The 15,327-nt window shown below is 67.7% G+C and carries 21 protein-coding genes; 9 read left to right on the top strand and 12 right to left on the bottom strand.

Annotation, left to right across the window (positions count from 1 at the left end):
* Nucleotides 1–27 precede the first annotated feature (27 nt).
* Nucleotides 28–1,050, top strand: a complete 1,023-nt coding sequence (ribA, locus tag V8201_RS13310; RefSeq protein ID WP_336545609.1) for a GTP cyclohydrolase II — start codon at nt 28–30, stop codon at nt 1,048–1,050.
* Between the two features lie 146 nt (nt 1,051–1,196).
* Here the strand turns inward: ribA and V8201_RS13305 are convergent, their stop codons facing one another.
* The 11 genes from V8201_RS13305 to V8201_RS13255 all read right to left on the bottom strand — a co-directional run bounded on the left by V8201_RS13305 (nt 1,197) and on the right by V8201_RS13255 (nt 8,160).
* Nucleotides 1,197–1,688, bottom strand: a complete 492-nt coding sequence (locus V8201_RS13305; RefSeq protein WP_037535911.1) for an MmcB family DNA repair protein — start codon at nt 1,686–1,688, stop codon at nt 1,197–1,199.
* A 51-nt stretch (nt 1,689–1,739) separates the two neighbouring features.
* Nucleotides 1,740–2,417 (bottom strand): cell wall hydrolase, encoded by a 678-nt coding sequence (locus V8201_RS13300; RefSeq protein WP_271299835.1) that lies wholly within the window; start codon nt 2,415–2,417, stop codon nt 1,740–1,742.
* A gap of 153 nt (nt 2,418–2,570) precedes the next feature.
* Nucleotides 2,571–2,897: a DUF1491 family protein gene (locus tag V8201_RS13295; protein ID WP_037535915.1), complete on the bottom strand. Its 327-nt coding sequence runs from the start codon at nt 2,895–2,897 to the stop codon at nt 2,571–2,573.
* Nucleotides 2,894–3,349 carry a PaaI family thioesterase gene (locus V8201_RS13290; protein WP_037535917.1) on the bottom strand — a complete coding sequence of 152 codons (456 nt, stop codon included), beginning with the start codon at nt 3,347–3,349 and terminating at the stop codon, nt 2,894–2,896. Before V8201_RS13290 ends, V8201_RS13295 begins: the two co-directional genes overlap by 4 nt.
* Nucleotides 3,339–3,803, bottom strand: coding sequence for a PTS sugar transporter subunit IIA (locus V8201_RS13285; protein ID WP_271299834.1), 465 nt, complete (start codon nt 3,801–3,803; stop codon nt 3,339–3,341). Before V8201_RS13285 ends, V8201_RS13290 begins: the two co-directional genes overlap by 11 nt.
* Nucleotides 3,804–3,863: 60 nt before the next feature.
* Nucleotides 3,864–4,472: a ribosome hibernation-promoting factor, HPF/YfiA family gene (gene hpf / locus V8201_RS13280; protein ID WP_037535919.1), complete on the bottom strand. Its 609-nt coding sequence runs from the start codon at nt 4,470–4,472 to the stop codon at nt 3,864–3,866.
* Between the two features lie 51 nt (nt 4,473–4,523).
* Nucleotides 4,524–5,216: a DNA polymerase III subunit epsilon gene (dnaQ, locus tag V8201_RS13275; protein ID WP_336545598.1), complete on the bottom strand. Its 693-nt coding sequence runs from the start codon at nt 5,214–5,216 to the stop codon at nt 4,524–4,526.
* 7 nt (nt 5,217–5,223) lie between these two features.
* Nucleotides 5,224–5,817 (bottom strand): dephospho-CoA kinase, encoded by a 594-nt coding sequence (coaE, locus tag V8201_RS13270; protein ID WP_037535922.1) that lies wholly within the window; start codon nt 5,815–5,817, stop codon nt 5,224–5,226.
* The gene (aroE, locus tag V8201_RS13265) at nt 5,814–6,656 is read right to left on the bottom strand and encodes a shikimate dehydrogenase (protein WP_271299832.1); all 843 of its coding nucleotides are present in this window, start codon (nt 6,654–6,656) and stop codon (nt 5,814–5,816) included. The genes coaE and aroE overlap by 4 nt, the downstream gene beginning before the upstream one ends.
* Nucleotides 6,653–7,240: a Maf family protein gene (locus V8201_RS13260; protein ID WP_336545597.1), complete on the bottom strand. Its 588-nt coding sequence runs from the start codon at nt 7,238–7,240 to the stop codon at nt 6,653–6,655. Before V8201_RS13260 ends, aroE begins: the two co-directional genes overlap by 4 nt.
* A 107-nt stretch (nt 7,241–7,347) precedes the next feature.
* The gene (locus tag V8201_RS13255) at nt 7,348–8,160 is read right to left on the bottom strand and encodes a pyruvate, water dikinase regulatory protein (RefSeq protein ID WP_443026756.1); all 813 of its coding nucleotides are present in this window, start codon (nt 8,158–8,160) and stop codon (nt 7,348–7,350) included.
* A gap of 394 nt (nt 8,161–8,554) precedes the next feature.
* Here V8201_RS13255 and hemE point away from each other — a divergent pair, with 394 nt between their 5' ends.
* The 6 genes from hemE to V8201_RS13225 all read left to right on the top strand — a co-directional run bounded on the left by hemE (nt 8,555) and on the right by V8201_RS13225 (nt 12,876).
* Entirely contained in the window at nt 8,555–9,580 is a 1,026-nt protein-coding gene (hemE, locus tag V8201_RS13250) for a uroporphyrinogen decarboxylase (RefSeq protein ID WP_336545596.1), read from the top strand.
* Complete coding sequence (locus tag V8201_RS13245; RefSeq protein WP_336545595.1) at nt 9,580–10,026, top strand: CopD family protein; 447 nt, start codon at nt 9,580–9,582, stop codon at nt 10,024–10,026. Before hemE ends, V8201_RS13245 begins: the two co-directional genes overlap by 1 nt.
* A gap of 33 nt (nt 10,027–10,059) precedes the next feature.
* A complete protein-coding gene (locus tag V8201_RS13240; protein WP_336545594.1) occupies nt 10,060–10,317 on the top strand; it encodes a type II toxin-antitoxin system ParD family antitoxin in 258 nt (85 codons plus the stop codon).
* Nucleotides 10,314–10,601, top strand: coding sequence for a type II toxin-antitoxin system RelE/ParE family toxin (locus V8201_RS13235; protein WP_336545593.1), 288 nt, complete (start codon nt 10,314–10,316; stop codon nt 10,599–10,601). The genes V8201_RS13240 and V8201_RS13235 overlap by 4 nt, the downstream gene beginning before the upstream one ends.
* A 148-nt stretch (nt 10,602–10,749) precedes the next feature.
* Nucleotides 10,750–12,006 carry a transcription termination factor Rho gene (gene rho, locus V8201_RS13230; RefSeq protein ID WP_037535927.1) on the top strand — a complete coding sequence of 419 codons (1,257 nt, stop codon included), beginning with the start codon at nt 10,750–10,752 and terminating at the stop codon, nt 12,004–12,006.
* Between the two features lie 174 nt (nt 12,007–12,180).
* A complete protein-coding gene (locus V8201_RS13225; RefSeq protein WP_373276484.1) occupies nt 12,181–12,876 on the top strand; it encodes a YjbE family putative metal transport protein in 696 nt (231 codons plus the stop codon).
* A gap of 34 nt (nt 12,877–12,910) precedes the next feature.
* Here V8201_RS13225 and V8201_RS13220 read toward each other — a convergent pair whose 3' ends face one another.
* Nucleotides 12,911–13,633: a dienelactone hydrolase family protein gene (locus V8201_RS13220; protein WP_336545592.1), complete on the bottom strand. Its 723-nt coding sequence runs from the start codon at nt 13,631–13,633 to the stop codon at nt 12,911–12,913.
* 71 nt (nt 13,634–13,704) lie between these two features.
* Between V8201_RS13220 and V8201_RS13215 the strand changes: the two genes are divergently transcribed.
* A complete protein-coding gene (locus tag V8201_RS13215) occupies nt 13,705–13,950 on the top strand; it encodes a DUF6489 family protein (RefSeq protein WP_037535931.1) in 246 nt (81 codons plus the stop codon).
* On the top strand, nt 13,950–15,221 hold the full coding sequence (gene mnmE, locus V8201_RS13210) for a tRNA uridine-5-carboxymethylaminomethyl(34) synthesis GTPase MnmE (RefSeq protein WP_336545591.1): 1,272 nt from the start codon (nt 13,950–13,952) through the stop codon (nt 15,219–15,221). The genes V8201_RS13215 and mnmE overlap by 1 nt, the downstream gene beginning before the upstream one ends.
* Nucleotides 15,222–15,327 lie beyond the last annotated feature (106 nt).

Below are 15,327 nucleotides of genomic sequence, written 5' to 3'. Positions count from 1 at the left end.
CGCGCCGTCGCCCGCGCGATCGATGCGATGCGCCGCGGCTGGCCGATCGCCATGCAGGCGCCGGGCGAGACGCCGCTGTCGCTGCTCGCGATCGAGACGGCCGATCCGGCGGGATGGCAGGCGTTCACCCAGAATGAACCAGGCAAGGTGCTGATCTCCCACGGCCGAGCCGCGACGCTCAAGCTGACCAACCAGCTCGCCGCCGCCGATCCGGACAGTCCGGTGGTGGTCGCCGCGGCGCCGTGGCTCGATTTCTCGACCGCGCTCGCGCTGGCCGATCCGCAGCTCGATCTCGCGACGCCGATGAAGGGGCCGTTCCGCACCGCCCCGGTCGATGCGACCGCGGCGGGTCTCGCGGCGATCCGGCTGGCGCGGATCGCCGGGCTGCTTCCCGCCTTCTTCCTCGACGGCATTGGCGCCGAAGTGACGATCACCCCGCAGGCGATCGATGCGCATCAGGACGCACGCGCGCTCCGGCTGGCGACGCGCGCGCGCTTGCCGGTCGACGGTGCCGAACAGGCGGAGATCGTCGCCTTCCGCGCGCCCGATTCAAGCGACGAACATGTCGCGCTGCTGATCGGCCAGCCCAACGGCGCGCCGCCGCTGGTCCGGCTGCACAGCGAATGCCTCACCGGCGACGTGCTCGGCAGCCTCAAATGCGACTGCGGCCCGCAATTGCATGCCGCGATAACGGCGATCGCAGCGAACGGCTGGGGCATCCTGTTGTATCTTCGGCAGGAAGGACGCGGCATCGGCTTGGTCAACAAGCTGCGCGCCTATGCCTTGCAGGATCAGGGATTTGACACGGTCGATGCCAATACGCGACTGGGCTTTGCGGTCGATGCCCGCGATTTCGGCGTCGCCGCGCGGATGCTGGAACTGCTCGGCCGGACGCAGGTGCGGCTGATGACCAACAATCCCGCCAAGGTCGAGGGACTGGAAGCTGCGGGGATCGATGTGATCGAGCGCGTGCCGCACGCCCTGCCGCCGAACCCGCACAATGCGCGCTATCTCGCCACCAAGCGCGATCGCACCGGCCATCAGCTGTAGCGGGATCGCCGAGGCTGGCGCGGGATGATTGCACGTCTCTGTCCCCATAGGGACAGGGAGCACCAGCCGCGCAAAGGGCAACCTCTCTGCGCCCTCCGCGCCTCTATGCGAACCCGAAAGACCCGAATTGCCGGCGCGACGCGAACCTAGGCGGTGAACGCCTCCGGATCGATCATCCCGGTCAGCCGCAGCGCCGCGCGGCGCGCGAAGGCGAGCGTGCAACGTTTGCGGACGTGCGCGGGCAGCGGCACGGTATGCGCCTCGCGGATGATCGCGGCATCGTAGCGGTCGGCGACGATCACCCCGGTCCGTTCGGGGAGGAAGGCGGCGCCGTCGAGCGGACCGGTGTCGAATCCCGCCGGCACCGCCCAGTAATATCGATCGCAATGCGCGAGATAGTCCGGCCATTTGCCGTCGCCGAGCAGATCGGCGCGCGATACCTTGATCTCGACGACGACGAGCTGGCCGCGCGCGTCGATCGCCATCAGGTCGGCCCGGCGACCGCCGTCGAGCGGCACTTCGGCGATGGTGGTGAGATCGTGGCGCAGCAACATCCGCGTCACGCCGCGGGCGACATCCGCAGCGCAAAGCGCGGCATCGCCGCCGTCCAAACACGAAGCGGGGGCCATGTCCAACATGACCCCCGCTTAGGAACATTATGCGAACGGAGCAAGCCCGTCCGTCGCGTCTCAGCGATAGAAGACGTGGTTGCCGATGCTTGCGATCTTGATGACGTTGCCGGCCGGGCGGCGGTTCGGCGTATTGAAGAACAACGCCTTGGGTGCCGGGCTCTCCCAAGCTGCGGCCAGCGCGATCTTGGCGACGGCGAGCGCGGTGCGGTAGCTGGCACGGCCCTGGTCGATCGACGGGATCTCACCGCCGCGCACGAAGCTGAACTGGCCACGCTGCTTGACGACCGAGCAGATGTCGGTCGGGAAGCGGCCCGACTTGGAGCGGTTGATGATCACGTTGGCGACGGCAAGCTGGCCGGCGAGCGGCTCGCCCTTCGACTCGAAATAGATCGCACCGGCGAGGCAGCGCTGCGACGAATCGATATCGTCGGCGTCCTGCGCGGCGACGGCTTCGGCGAGGCTGTTGTAATGATCGTCCTCGTCCTGCTCTTCGGTCGGGATCGGCTGAACCATCGCAGCCTGCGGAGCGGCGCTGACGGTAGGAGCGGGATCGGCGGCGACCGGGACGGGAACCGAGACGGGGCTGACCGCATTGATGATGCGGATAGTCGAGGCAGGCGCAGGGATCGCGGTGCGATCGATGTCCGATGCCTTGACGGGCGAGCTGTGGCTGATCAGGCCCGCCAGAGAGAAAGTCATCGCCGCGATGGCCGCGGCGCGCTGCATAATCGTCATCTACGTCTTCGATGTGCGGTGAGATCACGGACCCGATCGGCCAGGCCGATCGTCCGGGCGTCCCCCCGACTGCGTCACCACCCCGGATCGCACCCGGGCGCGGCACAACGCGCATTCACTGTGCGCGCGGCTTTCGTCACGGGGCTGTCATAGTCAATTCGACGCGATCGTTTCAGCGGCGAACCGTTCGGCTTCCGGGATGTCCAGTTCGATTACCCACAAATCCGGATCGGATTGGCGGCGCCGCCGCCAATAGCCCTCGACATCCCCGGTCACGGCCGAATCGGCCAGAGTCGCTTCCCCATCAAAGTCGATCCGGCGTTCGAGCACGCGCGTCGGGCCGTCGCGCTGTTCGATCAGCAGCAGGATCGCCCCGCCCTGCGCCTCGCCGCGCGCCCGCACCATGGCGATGCCGCCGGCGTCGTTGACGCGGCGGAGCAGCGCGCCGACGACGAGCTGCGTCGGCAGCCGCGCGGTCACGCGCTGCGATAGCCGGGCAGGCCGGACAGCGCGATCTGCGAGCGCATGAAGGTGCCGGTGCCGCGCGCGACCTCCTCCCCCTCGGCATCGATCAGCCGGGCATCGGCGACGTAGACGCGCCGCTTGCCGCTGATCCACCGCCCCTCGGCCACCACCGGTCCCGCCTTGAGCGGGCGGGTGAGCAGCAGGTTGAACGCGGTGGTGAGCAGGAAGCGATCGGTGACGAGGCTGTTCGCGGCATAGAAAGCGGCGTCGTCGAGCATCTTGAAATAGCTGGTGCCGTGCACTGCGCCGGCGGCGTGATAATGATCCTCGGTCAGCCGGAAGTGGATGCGCGCGACACCCGCCTCGACCACCTCGAGCCGCGATTCGAACATTCGGTTGATCGGCGCGGCGGCGTAGAGCGACTCCAGCGCGCGGAAATGCGCGAGCGCGCCGGCGTCAGGCGGCATCGCGCGCCGCGTCGGCGGTGAACAGCGCGTAGAGCGCATCCGGCGATCCCGCACCGCGCAGCTTGGCGAGAAAAGTGCGGTCGCGCAGCCGGCGCGAGACGCGGGCGAGCGCCTTGAGATGCTCGGCACCCGCATCGACCGGCGAGAGCAGGGTAAAGACGAGGTCGACCGGCAGCGTATCGACCGCGTCGAATTCGATCGGCTGCGCCATTCGCATGAAGATACCCGATACCGCACCGAGGCCGGGCAGGCGCGCATGCGGAATGGCGACGCCGCCGCCGAAGCCGGTCGAGCCGATCTTCTCGCGCGCGGCGAGTCGTTCGGCGGTGAGCTTGCCGTCGAACCCGAGCGTCTCGGCGGCAAGGGCGAGCTGCGCGAACAGCGCCTTCTTGTGCGCGGCGGCGATACCTTCGTAGACCGCCTCAGGGCGCAGCAGATCGCTGAAATCGTGCATGCATGACTCGATTGGTGGCCCCGCCGGGGGCTGTAGCCAAACCGGCGGGGCAGGGGAAGATCAACCGGCGGCGGGCTGCTGCGCGACCTCGCGCTGCGGCTCAACCCAACCGATCGTGCCGTCGCCGCGCCGATAGACCATGTTGTACGATCCGGTGCCGGCGTTGCGGAACATCAGCGCGGCGGTGTTGCGCAGATCGAGCATCATCACCGCATCCGACACGCTGGCGTCGGGAATGTCGACGCGCGTCTCGGCGATGATCAGCGGCGCGTCGCCGACGTCCTCGTCGCTCTGCGCCGGCTCCTGGAAGAGCGTGTAGCCGGCATTGTCATAGCCGAGGTCCTCCTGCGCGGCGACCGCCTCGCTGGCGTGGCGATCCTTGAGCCGGCGCATGTAGCGGCGCAGCTGCGTCTCGATCTTGGCGGCGGCGGCGTCGAAGGCGGGATGCGCCTCCTGCGCCTGATGGCTGCCCTTGAGCACCAGGCCCTTCATGACATGCACGACGATATCGCATCGGAAGCCGACGTCATGCGGCCCCTTGCCGAACGTCACCTCGGCCGAGATGGCACGTTCGAAATGCTTGCTGGCGATACCCTGAAGTCGGTCGCTCACATGATCCTTGAGCGCGTCGCCGGTTGCGACCTGATGACCTGAAATCCGGATATCCATTATAGTCTCCATGGTTATGGGGCTGGCCTGTTGGCCTTCACCCGGTTGGCGTCATTCCAACGCCGCGACCCCCCACAGCGGGTCCTGCAGCTTCGCAACAAAAGCCGCATGGGCGGCAAGTTCCGCCTCGGAGGCGCGGAACTGCCGCGGCGGCCGGACGGTGACGGGGCGGCGTACCGCGACCTGGGTCGTGGTAGCGATGGGCACGTCGCTGACCAGGCCGAGCCCGATCTGGCGACCGCCGAGCAGTTCGACATAGACCTGCGCGAGCAACTGCGCGTCGAGCAGCGCGCCGTGGAGGACGCGGTGCGAGCGGTCGATGCCGAAGCGCGAACACAGGGCGTCGAGCGTATGTTTGGCGCCGGGATGGCGGCTGCGCGCGATCTGCAACGTGTCGACCATCCGCTTGACGTGGACGATCGGCCGGCCGCAGCGCTGCAACTCGCCGTTGAGGAAGGAAAAGTCGAAGCCGGCATTGTGCGCGACGAGCGGCGCATCGTCGAGGAAGGCGATGAGATCGTCGACCGCCTCGGCGAATTTCGGCTTGTCGCTGAGGAACACCTCCGAGATGCCGTGCACCGCCTGCGCCTCGGCGGGCATGTTGCGCTCGGGGTGATAATACGCGTGGAAGGTGCGGCCGGTCTCGACTCGGTTGATCATCTCGACGCACCCGATCTCGACGAGCCGGTCACCGCCGGCAAAGCTCAATCCGGTGGTTTCGGTGTCGAAGACGATCTCGCGCATCGGGACGTTATCCGCCTGCGCGCGCCGCCATGCAAGCGATGACGCGGCGAACCGCGGCGCGCGTGTGGTCGAGCGACACGTCGGTGGCGACGACATGCGTCGCGCGCGCGCGCTTTGCCGCATCGGGCAGCTGGCGGGCGAGGATCGCGTCGAACTTCGCCTCGGTCATGCCGGGGCGGGCAAGCGTGCGGGCGCGCTGCACCTCGGCCGCGGCGGAGACGACGACGGTGGCGTCGACCTGCGCATCGCCGCCGGTCTCGAACAGCAGCGGCACGTCGAAGACGACGAGCGGGGCGTCGGCATGCGCGGCGAGGAAGGCGGCGCGCTCGACCGCGACGGCGGGATGGACGATTCCCTCCAGCCGCTTCATCGCCGCATCGTCGCCGAGCACCGCGGCGGCGAGGGCAGGGCGATCGACTCCGCCCGCGCCGGTGGTGCCAGGAAACGCCGCCTCGATCGCGGCGACGAGCCGCCCGCCCGGACCCTGCAGGCGATGCACCGCGGCATCGGCATCGAAGACGGGCACGCCCTCGGCGGCGAACATCGCCGCGACGGTCGACTTGCCCATGCCGATCGAGCCGGTCAGGCCGAGCACGATCATCCGAGCAGCAACGCCCGCAACGCGTCGTCGCGGGTCCGCGGCGGCGCCTCGCCGAAGAACAGTTCGAAGGCGAGCGCCGCCTGACCGATCAGCATCTCGAGCCCGTCGACCGTCTCGAGCCCGCGGGCGCGCGCCGCGGCGAGCAGCGGCGTTTCGAGCGGCGAATAGACGATGTCGTAGACGATCGCCTCCTCGTCGAGCGGCGACAGGTCGAGCGTGAGCGGCGGCTGCCCCGTCATGCCGAGCGTGCTGGCGTTGACGAGCAATGCGGTATCGTCGGGCAGCGGTGCGGTGAGCGGCAGCGCCTGCCCCTTGAGCTTGAAGGCGGAAAGCAGCACGCCGGCCTTGAGCACGTTGCGGTTGAGCAGCGTCACCGCGCCGACCTCCATCCGTGCCAGCGCGAACAGGATCGCGCGCGCCGCGCCGCCCGCGCCGATCACCGTCACCGCGCGACCGGCGAAGTCGATCCCGGCGAGCGGCGCGTAGAAACCGCCGGCATCGGTATTGGTGCCGACCGCGGCGCCATCCTCCGCGCGGAACACCGTGTTGATCGCGCCGATGCCGCCTCGCACGTCGCCGCGATCCTCGACATGGTCGAGCGCGGCGAGCTTGTGCGGCATGGTGACGTTGCAGCCGCGCCAGTCGGGATCGTCGCGCCGCGCCGCGAAGAAGGCGGGCAGATCGGCGGGCGCGACCAGGGTCTTGCGATAGGCCGCGTCGAGCCCGAGCTGCTCCAGCCAGAAGCCGTGGATGATCGGCGACTTGGACTGGGCGATGGGGTCGCCGATCACCTCCGCATAGGGGCGACCGTCGCCGGGCGAGGCAAAGGGGCTGGTCATGACGGGATCACCTTGCGGACTCTGAGATAGTCGAGGACGTTGAGCAGCGGCAGGCCGAGCACGGTGAACTGGCTGCCCTCGATCTTGTGGAACAGCTGCGCACCCGGGCCCTCGATCCGGTAGCAGCCGACGCAGCCGGCGATCGCCGGCCATTCGTGATCGAGATACTGATCGATGAAGGCGGGCGACAGCGGGCGGACGTGCATCCGCGCCGCCTCGACATGACGCCAGACCGGGCGGCCGTTCTCGGCGATCACCGCCGCGCTCCACAGGTCGTGGCGCGCGCCGGACATGCGGGCGAGATGCTCGGCGGCCTGGTCGCGGCTCTCCGGCTTGTCGAGCAGGCTGCCGTCGGCGAGCGCGACGACGCTGTCGCTGCCGAGCACCAGCCGGCCGGGCGCACGCAGGCTGACCTTGACCGCCTTCATCTCGGCGAGCGCATCGGCGAGGTCGCGCGGCCGCGCGTCGGCGAGCGAGGCCTTGGCGGCGTCCTCATCGACGCCGGCGGCGGTCGCGTCGAACGGCACGCCCGCGGCGGTGAGCATCGCGCGGCGCGAGGCGCTCTGGGAGGCGAGGAGGATCATGCGGACGTCCTTTGGGTTTCGATCGGCTCCCTGTCATCCCAGCGCAGGCGGGAATGACACCAGACGGCGTGACGGCGAAGAGGTATTCGACCGGCGACGGACCATCCTCACCGCGCCACCTTGCGCTCGTTCGCCAGCGCGATGATCGCGGCGGCGGTTTCCTCGATCGAGCGGCGGGTGACGTCGATCACCGGCCAGCCGTTGTCGGCGAACATGCGGCGGGCGAAGGCGATCTCGCGCGTCACCGCTTCCTCCTCGACATAGGGCGTATCGGGCATCTGGTTGAGCGACAGCAGGCGGTTGCGACGGATCTGGATCAACCGGTCGGCGCTGGTCGTCAGCCCGACGACGAGCGGCCGGCTGAGCGTGAAGAGGATGCGCGGCGGCGGGCTTTCGACGACGATCGGGATATTGGCCGTCTTCCAGCCGCGGTTGGCGAGATAGATGGAGGTCGGCGTCTTCGACGAACGCGACACGCCGGCAAGGACGATATCCGCCTCCTCCCAATCCTCCGAGGCGATGCCGTCGTCATGCGCGATCGTCCATTGGATCGCATCGACGCGGGCGAAGTAAGCGGCGTCGAGCACGTGCTGGCGACCCGGCCGCGCCTTGGCCTGCTGGCCGAGCAGCCCCGACAGCGCATCGTTGACCGGATCGAGCGGCGCCACCGCGGGCAGGCCGAGCGCGAGGCAACGCTGCTCGAGGATGCGCCGCGTCGCGACGTTGACCAGCGTGAAGATCACCAGCCCGGGGTTCTGCGCGATCTCCTGGAGGATGCGTTCGAGATGCGCTTCGGTCCGCACCATCGGCCAGAAATGCCGCACCGTCTCGACGTCGTCATATTGCGCGAGCGCCGCCTTGGCGATGTTCTCGAGCGTCTCGCCGGTCGAGTCCGACAGCAGATGAAGATGGAGCCGCATCAACGGCGGCCGGAAAAATCGGCAACCGCAGGGTTGCCGGTCGGAGCGGGGCGCGCATCGCGATCGGACCGCTGATCGACCCTCTCGCGCAAGTCTGTGGACAACATGGGCATAAGCGATAGGGCAAGTCGGCACCCCCGCCAAGCGACGCCGACGCCGTGGACAAACCGGATTCCATCCACATCGCCACACACAGGGAACAGTTTTATCCACAGCCTGTGGATGGTGTTGGCGGCGGGTCCCGAATCGACGCGCTTCTGCCGATCCTTGCCGGTCAACCTGTGGGTGATTAGGGCATGAAATGCTTTATCCCGCGTTCCACGCGCCAACCACTGCATCATCCTTTTCTAGAATCTTCTTAAGTAGGAAGAAGGCCCTGTCCGATCCTGTGAACATGTCCGCCGTGAAGCCCCTGCTCGCCACGTTGCGCGGTGCCAAGCCGGCGGTGCCGCCAATCTGGCTCATGCGCCAGGCGGGGCGATACCTGCCCGAGTATCGCGCGCTGCGGGCGGAGAAGGGTGGCTTCCTTGCGCTCGCCACCGATCCGGTCGCGGCGGCGGAGGTGACGCTGCAGCCGATCCGGCGCTTCGGCTTCGACGGCGCGATCCTGTTCTCCGATATCCTGATGGTGCCCTGGGCGCTGGGACAGGCGCTGAGCTTCGGGCCGGGCGAGGGACCGCGGCTGGCGCCACCGTTGGTCGATCACGCGCTGAACGCGCTCCAGGCGGTGCCTGAGCGGCTCGAGCCGGTCTATGCGACCTGCGAGCGGGTGGCGGCCGCCTTGCCGTCTCAGACCACCTTCCTGGGCTTCGCCGGGTCGCCGTGGACGGTGGCGACCTATATGGTCGCGGGGCAGGGATCGAAGGATCATGCCGACACCCGCGGCCTCGCCTATGGTGACCCGATGGCCTTCGGTGCAATCATCGATGCGATCGTGACGATGACGATCGACTATCTCGCCCGGCAGATCGCGGCGGGGGTCGAGGCGGTGCAGCTGTTCGACAGCTGGGCGGGATCGCTGTCGCCGGCCCAGTTCGAACGCTGGGTGATCGCCCCCAATGCGGCGATCGTCGCCGGGCTGCGAGCGCGCTGTCCCGATGCCTGCATCATCGGCTTTCCGAAGGGCGCCGGCGGCAAGCTGCCCGCTTATGCGCGCGAGACGGGCGTCGATGCGATCGGCTTGGACGAGACGGTCGATCCGGTCTGGGCGGACCGGCATCTGCCCGCCGGCATGCCGGTGCAGGGCAATCTCGATCCGCTCGCGCTGCTTGCCGGCGGCGCGGCGCTGGATGACGGGATCGACCGCGTGCTCGCCGCCTTCCGCGACCGGCCGCACGTCTTCAATCTCGGGCATGGCATCGGCCAGTTCACGCCGATCGCGCATGTCGAGCAACTGGTCGCACGGGTGAGGGGATCGTGATGGACGTACTGGCGGGTGCCTATCTGTGGATCGTCGCGGCGCATGTGATCTTCGTCATCTTCTGGATGGCGGGCCTGTTCATGCTGCCGCGCTATCTCGTCTATCATCAGGAGGCGCTGGTCGCCGGGCGCGACGACGATGCCGCGCGCTGGGTCGAGCGCGAGGGCAAGCTGCGGTCGATCATCCTGACGCCGGCGCTGATCCTCGTCTGGCTGCTCGGGCTGACGCTGGCGACGGTGGGGCAGCATTGGGGCGAGGGCTGGCTTCACGCGAAGCTGGCGTTCGTGCTGCTGCTCAGCGGCTATCACGGCTGGGCGGTCGGCTATGCCAAGCGGCTGGCGCGCGGGGAGATGCGGCTCGACGGCCGACGGCTGCGGCTGATCAACGAGGTGCCGGCGCTGGCCGGTGCGGTCATCGTCGTCTTGGCGTTCGTGAAGCCGTTTTGATAGGATGCGCGCGCGTCAACGATGGAGACGGGAGTGATCAGCGCGGATCTTGGCCAGCCTCTGGAAGCGGTCGTCGCCGAACTCGTGGCGAACGGGCGGTTTGGCTCCTCGAACGACGTGCTGCGCGAGGGCGTGCGGCTCGTTCAGGAGCGGGAGGCCCGACGGACAGCACTCCAGGCTGCGATCGACGAGGGGCTGGCTGACATGGCAGCGGGGCGGACTCGTCCCGCAGAGGATGTCTTTGCCGAACTGGAAGCACATTACAAGGCGATGTCACCGACGGGCAAATGAGGGTTCGTTTGTCCGCCAGGGCTGCGCGCGATCTGCGTACGATCGGCGACTATATCGCGCGCGACGATCGCGCTCGGGCGGTTTGCTTCGTCAGGCGGCTCCATGCGGAATGTCTGGCGATAGGTGATCTGCCGTTCGGTTATCCGCTCGTCGAAGGGCGGCAGCATCAGCAGGTACGTCGTTGTGGTCACAGCGGTTATGTGATCCTTTATACGGTCACCGACGACGCAGTCGTTATCCTCCACATTGTCCACAGCGCCCGCGATTATGGCGACCTGCTGTAACCGCGCTTGACGAAGCCGGTTCGTCCTCTTACGTCCTGAACACGCGTAGAGCCGCCGTCCGGCGACTCCGCGTTCTCCTCCTGGCTGTCCGTCGCTGCGTGTCCTTCGCCGATCTGAGCCGCTCCCCGTTACGCATTCGGATTATTCCATGCATCTTAGAGATTTGAAGAAAAAGACCCCGGCCGAGCTGGTCAGCATGGCCGAAGAGCTGGGGGTCGAGGGCGCATCGACGCTGCGCAAGCAGGACCTGTTGTTCGCGATCCTCAAGGTCCAGGCCGAGAATGGCGACCAGATCATGGGCCTCGGCACGATCGAGGTGTTGCAGGACGGCTTCGGCTTCCTGCGGTCGCCCGAAGCCAATTACCTCGCCGGGCCGGACGACATCTACGTCTCGCCCAATCAGGTGCGCAAGCACGGCCTGCGCACCGGCGACACGGTCGAGGGCGAGATCCGCGCCCCCAAGGACGGCGAGCGCTATTTCGCCCTGACCAAGCTGACCAGCGTCAATTTCGACGATCCCGACGCGGTCCGCCATCGCGTCAATTTCGACAATCTGACGCCGCTCTATCCGGAATCGAAGCTGACGCTCGATCCCGCCGATCCGACGCAGAAGGACAAGTCGGCCCGCGTCATCGACATCGTCTCGCCGCAGGGCAAGGGCCAGCGCACGCTGATCGTCGCGCCGCCGCGCGTCGGCAAGACGGTGATGCTCCAGAACATCGCGCGCGCCATCTCGGACAATCACCCCGAGGTGTTCCTGATCGTGCTGCTGATCGACGAGCGGCCCGAGGAAGTCACCGACATGCAGCGTTCGGTGAAGGGCGAGGTCGTCTCCTCGACCTTCGACGAGCCGGCACAGCGCCACGTCCAGGTCGCTGAAATGGTGATCGAGAAGGCCAAGCGCCTCGTCGAGCACAAGAAGGACGTGGTGATCCTGCTCGACAGCATCACCCGCCTCGGCCGCGCCTATAACACGGTCGTGCCGTCGTCGGGCAAAGTGCTGACCGGCGGCGTCGACGCCAATGCGTTGCAGCGTCCCAAGCGCTTCTTCGGTGCGGCGCGCAACATCGAGGAGGGCGGCTCGCTGTCCATCATCGCCACCGCGCTGATCGATACCGGCAGCCGCATGGACGAGGTGATCTTCGAAGAGTTCAAGGGCACCGGCAATTCGGAAATCGTGCTCGATCGCAAGGTTGCCGACAAGCGCGTCTTCCCGGCGCTCGACGTCGGCAAGTCGGGCACCCGCAAGGAAGAGCTGCTGGTCGACAAGGACAAGCTCTCCAAGCAATGGGTCCTGCGCCGCATCCTCATGCAGATGGGGACGATCGACGCGATGGAGTTCCTGCTCGACAAGATGAAGAACTCGAAGACCAATGAGGATTTCTTCGACTCGATGAACCAGTAAGCGCCACGGCTGGCCGGAGGGCGGGGAGGATCACCCCGACCTCCGGCCGACGCGGGGACGAATGGCAGCCGTCAGGGCAGGATCGACGACGCGCGGAAGCTCGATGGCTTTCGCGCGTTGCTGCGTTATGGACCGGTCGATCAACCGGGAGTGTGTATCGTGTCCATCATCACCATGCTGAGCGCCGCCGCCGCCAGCGGGCCGGGGTCACCGGCGGAAATCTGGCAGCATATCGTCAACGACTTCGCCAACATCGGCACGCCGGCCGCGCTTGCGGCCTTCGTGCAGGTGCTGATGATCGACGTCGTGCTCGCCGGCGACAATGCCATCGTCGTCGGCGCGCTCGCCGCGGGCCTGCCGATCGACCAGCGCAAGAAGGTCATCCTGATCGGCATCCTCGCCGCTTTGGTGCTGCGGATCATCTTCGCGCTGGCGGTGAGCTGGCTGCTCGGCGTGATCGGGCTGATCTTCGCGGGCGGTATCCTGCTGCTGTGGGTCGCGTGGAAGATGTCGCGCGAGCTGCGTCAGGGCGGCGGCGAGGCCGCGGCAGACGGCGAGGCGGCGGGGGTCAAGCCGGCGCGCAGCTTTGCGGCGGCGGCCTGGGCGGTCGCGGTCGCCGACGTGTCGATGAGCCTCGACAACGTCCTTGCCGTCGCCGGCGCGGCGCGCGAGCATCCCGGCATCCTCATCATCGGTCTGCTGCTGTCGGTGGCGATGATGGGCATCGCCGCGAACCTGATCGCCAAATATATCGAGCGCTATCGCTGGATCGCCTATGTCGGCCTGCTCGTCATCCTCTACGTTGCCGGCAAGATGATCTACGAAGGCGTGGTCGATCCACGGGTCGGCGTGATGACGCTGTTCGCGTAAGCGGGAAGGGGGGCGCGACGCCCCCCTTGTCGTATCAGCCGAGATGCTCGGCGAAGAAGGCAGCGGTCCGCTGGTCGGCGAGTTGCGCCGCCTCGTCCGAACGACGCTGGCCGAATTGCGCGGCGAAGCCGTGATCCTCGCCGGGGTAATCGTACAGCGTCACCTTGGGATGATCATCGAGCCCGGCGTGCATCCGCGACTGTGCATTCTTGTCGACGAAATGATCCTCCTGCGGCACGTGCAGCAGCACCGGGTGCGCGATCGCATGCGCCTCGCCGAGCAGTCCATCGATACCCACGCCATAATAGCCGACGCTCGCATCGACGTCGGTGCGCGCCGCGGTCATGAAGGCGAGGCGGCCGCCGAGGCAATAGCCGACCGCGCCGACGCGCGCGGCAAGACCGCTGCCGGACTGGGCATCGTTGAGCAGGCTGCGCGCCGTGCGGATCGTCGCCTCGATGTCGCGGATGCCGGCGTCCTGATCGAACTGGCCCATCAGGTCGAGCCCGCGCTGCAATTCGGCGGGCACGTCGGGGTCGAGCTCGACGCCGGGAGCGATCTGCCAGAACAGGTCGGGGGCGAGCGCGAGATAGCCTTCCGCCGCGAAGGCGTCGGCCTTGGCACGGATGCCGGCGTTAACGCCGAAAATTTCCTGGATGACGACGATCGCGGCGCGCGGCGTCCCGGCGGGCTCGGCGACATAGACGTCGAACTGGCCGCGGTGGTCGAGTGTCTCGATCTGGATGGTCTTGGTCATGGCGTCCTCTCGCGCGTGGGGGCGGGCTGAGCTATGCAGCGCGGCAGAGAGCTGCTCAAGGGGTGACGCGTATGAAGCTGACCGTGAACGTGGATCTGACCCCGGAGGAAGCGCGGCGGGCGATGGGTCTGCCCGATCTGACGCCGCTGCACGACCGCTACGTCGCCTCGCTGCTCGAAGCGATGAACGGCCAGGTGCGGCCCGAGCTGCTCGAAAATCTGATGCGCAGCTGGTCGCCGATGGGCGATGCCAGCGTCGCTTTATGGCGGCAGGTGTTCGATCAGGCGACCGGCGCCGGGGGCAAGTCGGGCAGCTGATGCAGACGATCTTCGCGCTGTCGAGCGGTGCGGCGCCGGCGGGGATCGGCGTGATCCGGATCAGCGGACCGCAGGCCTTCGCGGCGGTGGCGCGGCTGGCCGGCAGTCTGCCCCCGCCACGCACGGCGCAGGTGCGGGCGTTGCGTGACGACGAGGGCGCCTTGCTCGACCGGGCTCTGGTCCTCGCCTTTCCGGGACCCAAAACGGCGACCGGCGAAGATCTCGCCGAACTCCATTGCCACGGCGGGCGGGCGGTGATCGCAGCGATACTGCGTGCACTCGCTGCACAGCCGGAATTGCGCGCCGCCGAAGCCGGGGAGTTCACGCGTCGCGCGCTCACCAATGGCCGGATCGATCTTGCCGAGGCGGCGGGCCTTGCCGATCTGTTGTCCGCAGAAACCGAACGGCAGCGCGTCGCCGCGCTCGCTGCGGCGGAGGGCCGGGTCAGCCAGCAGGTGCGCGGCTGGCTCGACCGGCTGGCGATGCTCGCCGCGCTGACCGAGGCGCAGCTCGACTTCGCTGATGAGGATGACGTCGGCGATGACGACGGTCTTGCCGCGGTACATGAGGGTATGGCCACACTCGCCGCGGAGCTGCATCATGTGCTCGCCGCGCCGGCGGTCGAGCGGTTGCGCGACGGCGTCCAGGTGGTGCTGGGCGGACCGCCGAACAGCGGCAAGTCGACGCTGATCAATCTGCTCTGCCAGCGCGATGTCGCGATCGTGTCGGATATCGCCGGCACGACGCGCGACCGGATCGAGGCGACCGTGGTGCGGCAGGGGCTGGTCTATGTCCTCACCGATACCGCCGGCCTGACCGATAGTGCCGATCCGATCGAGCGGATCGGGGTAACGCGAGCTGGCGATGCGATTGCGCGCGCCGACCTGCTGCTGTGGTTGGGGGACGACGAACCTCCGCGCGAGGATGCGATCTGGGTGCAGGCGCGTAGCGATGCCGCCGGCCGGGCGCCGGTGGCGGGGGCAGGGATCACGGTGGCGCAGAACGACCCGGCGAGCGTCGAGGCGCTATGGACGATGATCGCGTCACGCGCGGAAATGCTGATGCCGCGCGGGGATGCGCTGGCGTTCCGGGAAAGCGAACGGGCGGCGTGTGGTGAGGCTCTGGCGGCTCTCGACGGGATGAGCAACGATCCGCTGATCGTATCGGAACAGCTTCGTTATGCCGTTCGAACGTTAGGATCGATCCTCGGTCAGAATGCCACTGAGGTGATGTTGGATGCGCTGTTCGGGCGGTTCTGCATCGGCAAATGATGTTCCACGTGGAACGTTTATCCCGCAGTTGCGCACAGACTGTTCCACGTGAAACCCTAGGGCAGTTACTTGATCAAAGTGTTCCACGTGGAACAATTTTGACCTG

It is taken from the genome of Sphingomonas kyungheensis (assembly GCF_037120395.1).
In the GTDB taxonomy this organism is placed as follows: domain Bacteria; phylum Pseudomonadota; class Alphaproteobacteria; order Sphingomonadales; family Sphingomonadaceae; genus Sphingomonas; species Sphingomonas kyungheensis.
Note: the sequence above shows the minus strand (reverse complement) of the source record. Positions and strands in the feature narration are given on the sequence as shown.

Excerpts from the sequence above, each read along its gene's own strand:
- ribA (WP_336545609.1), top strand. The coding sequence starts at position 28 with ATGCGCCGCGGCTGGCCGATCGCCATGCAGGCGCCGGGCGAGACGCCG.
- V8201_RS13305 (WP_037535911.1), bottom strand. The coding sequence starts at position 1,688 with ATGTTGGACATGGCCCCCGCTTCGTGTTTGGACGGCGGCGATGCCGCG.
- V8201_RS13300 (WP_271299835.1), bottom strand. The coding sequence starts at position 2,417 with ATGACGATTATGCAGCGCGCCGCGGCCATCGCGGCGATGACTTTCTCT.
- V8201_RS13290 (WP_037535917.1), bottom strand. The coding sequence starts at position 3,349 with ATGCCGCCTGACGCCGGCGCGCTCGCGCATTTCCGCGCGCTGGAGTCG.
- V8201_RS13285 (WP_271299834.1), bottom strand. The coding sequence starts at position 3,803 with ATGCACGATTTCAGCGATCTGCTGCGCCCTGAGGCGGTCTACGAAGGT.
- hpf (WP_037535919.1), bottom strand. The coding sequence starts at position 4,472 with ATGGATATCCGGATTTCAGGTCATCAGGTCGCAACCGGCGACGCGCTC.
- dnaQ (WP_336545598.1), bottom strand. The coding sequence starts at position 5,216 with ATGCGCGAGATCGTCTTCGACACCGAAACCACCGGATTGAGCTTTGCC.
- coaE (WP_037535922.1), bottom strand. The coding sequence starts at position 5,817 with ATGATCGTGCTCGGCCTGACCGGCTCGATCGGCATGGGCAAGTCGACC.
- aroE (WP_271299832.1), bottom strand. The coding sequence starts at position 6,656 with ATGACCAGCCCCTTTGCCTCGCCCGGCGACGGTCGCCCCTATGCGGAG.
- V8201_RS13260 (WP_336545597.1), bottom strand. The coding sequence starts at position 7,240 with ATGATCCTCCTCGCCTCCCAGAGCGCCTCGCGCCGCGCGATGCTCACC.
- V8201_RS13255 (WP_443026756.1), bottom strand. The coding sequence starts at position 8,160 with ATGCGGCTCCATCTTCATCTGCTGTCGGACTCGACCGGCGAGACGCTC.
- hemE (WP_336545596.1), top strand. The coding sequence starts at position 8,555 with ATGTCCGCCGTGAAGCCCCTGCTCGCCACGTTGCGCGGTGCCAAGCCG.
- V8201_RS13245 (WP_336545595.1), top strand. The coding sequence starts at position 9,580 with ATGGACGTACTGGCGGGTGCCTATCTGTGGATCGTCGCGGCGCATGTG.
- V8201_RS13235 (WP_336545593.1), top strand. The coding sequence starts at position 10,314 with ATGAGGGTTCGTTTGTCCGCCAGGGCTGCGCGCGATCTGCGTACGATC.
- rho (WP_037535927.1), top strand. The coding sequence starts at position 10,750 with ATGCATCTTAGAGATTTGAAGAAAAAGACCCCGGCCGAGCTGGTCAGC.
- V8201_RS13225 (WP_373276484.1), top strand. The coding sequence starts at position 12,181 with ATGCTGAGCGCCGCCGCCGCCAGCGGGCCGGGGTCACCGGCGGAAATC.
- V8201_RS13220 (WP_336545592.1), bottom strand. The coding sequence starts at position 13,633 with ATGACCAAGACCATCCAGATCGAGACACTCGACCACCGCGGCCAGTTC.
- V8201_RS13215 (WP_037535931.1), top strand. The coding sequence starts at position 13,705 with ATGAAGCTGACCGTGAACGTGGATCTGACCCCGGAGGAAGCGCGGCGG.
- mnmE (WP_336545591.1), top strand. The coding sequence starts at position 13,950 with ATGCAGACGATCTTCGCGCTGTCGAGCGGTGCGGCGCCGGCGGGGATC.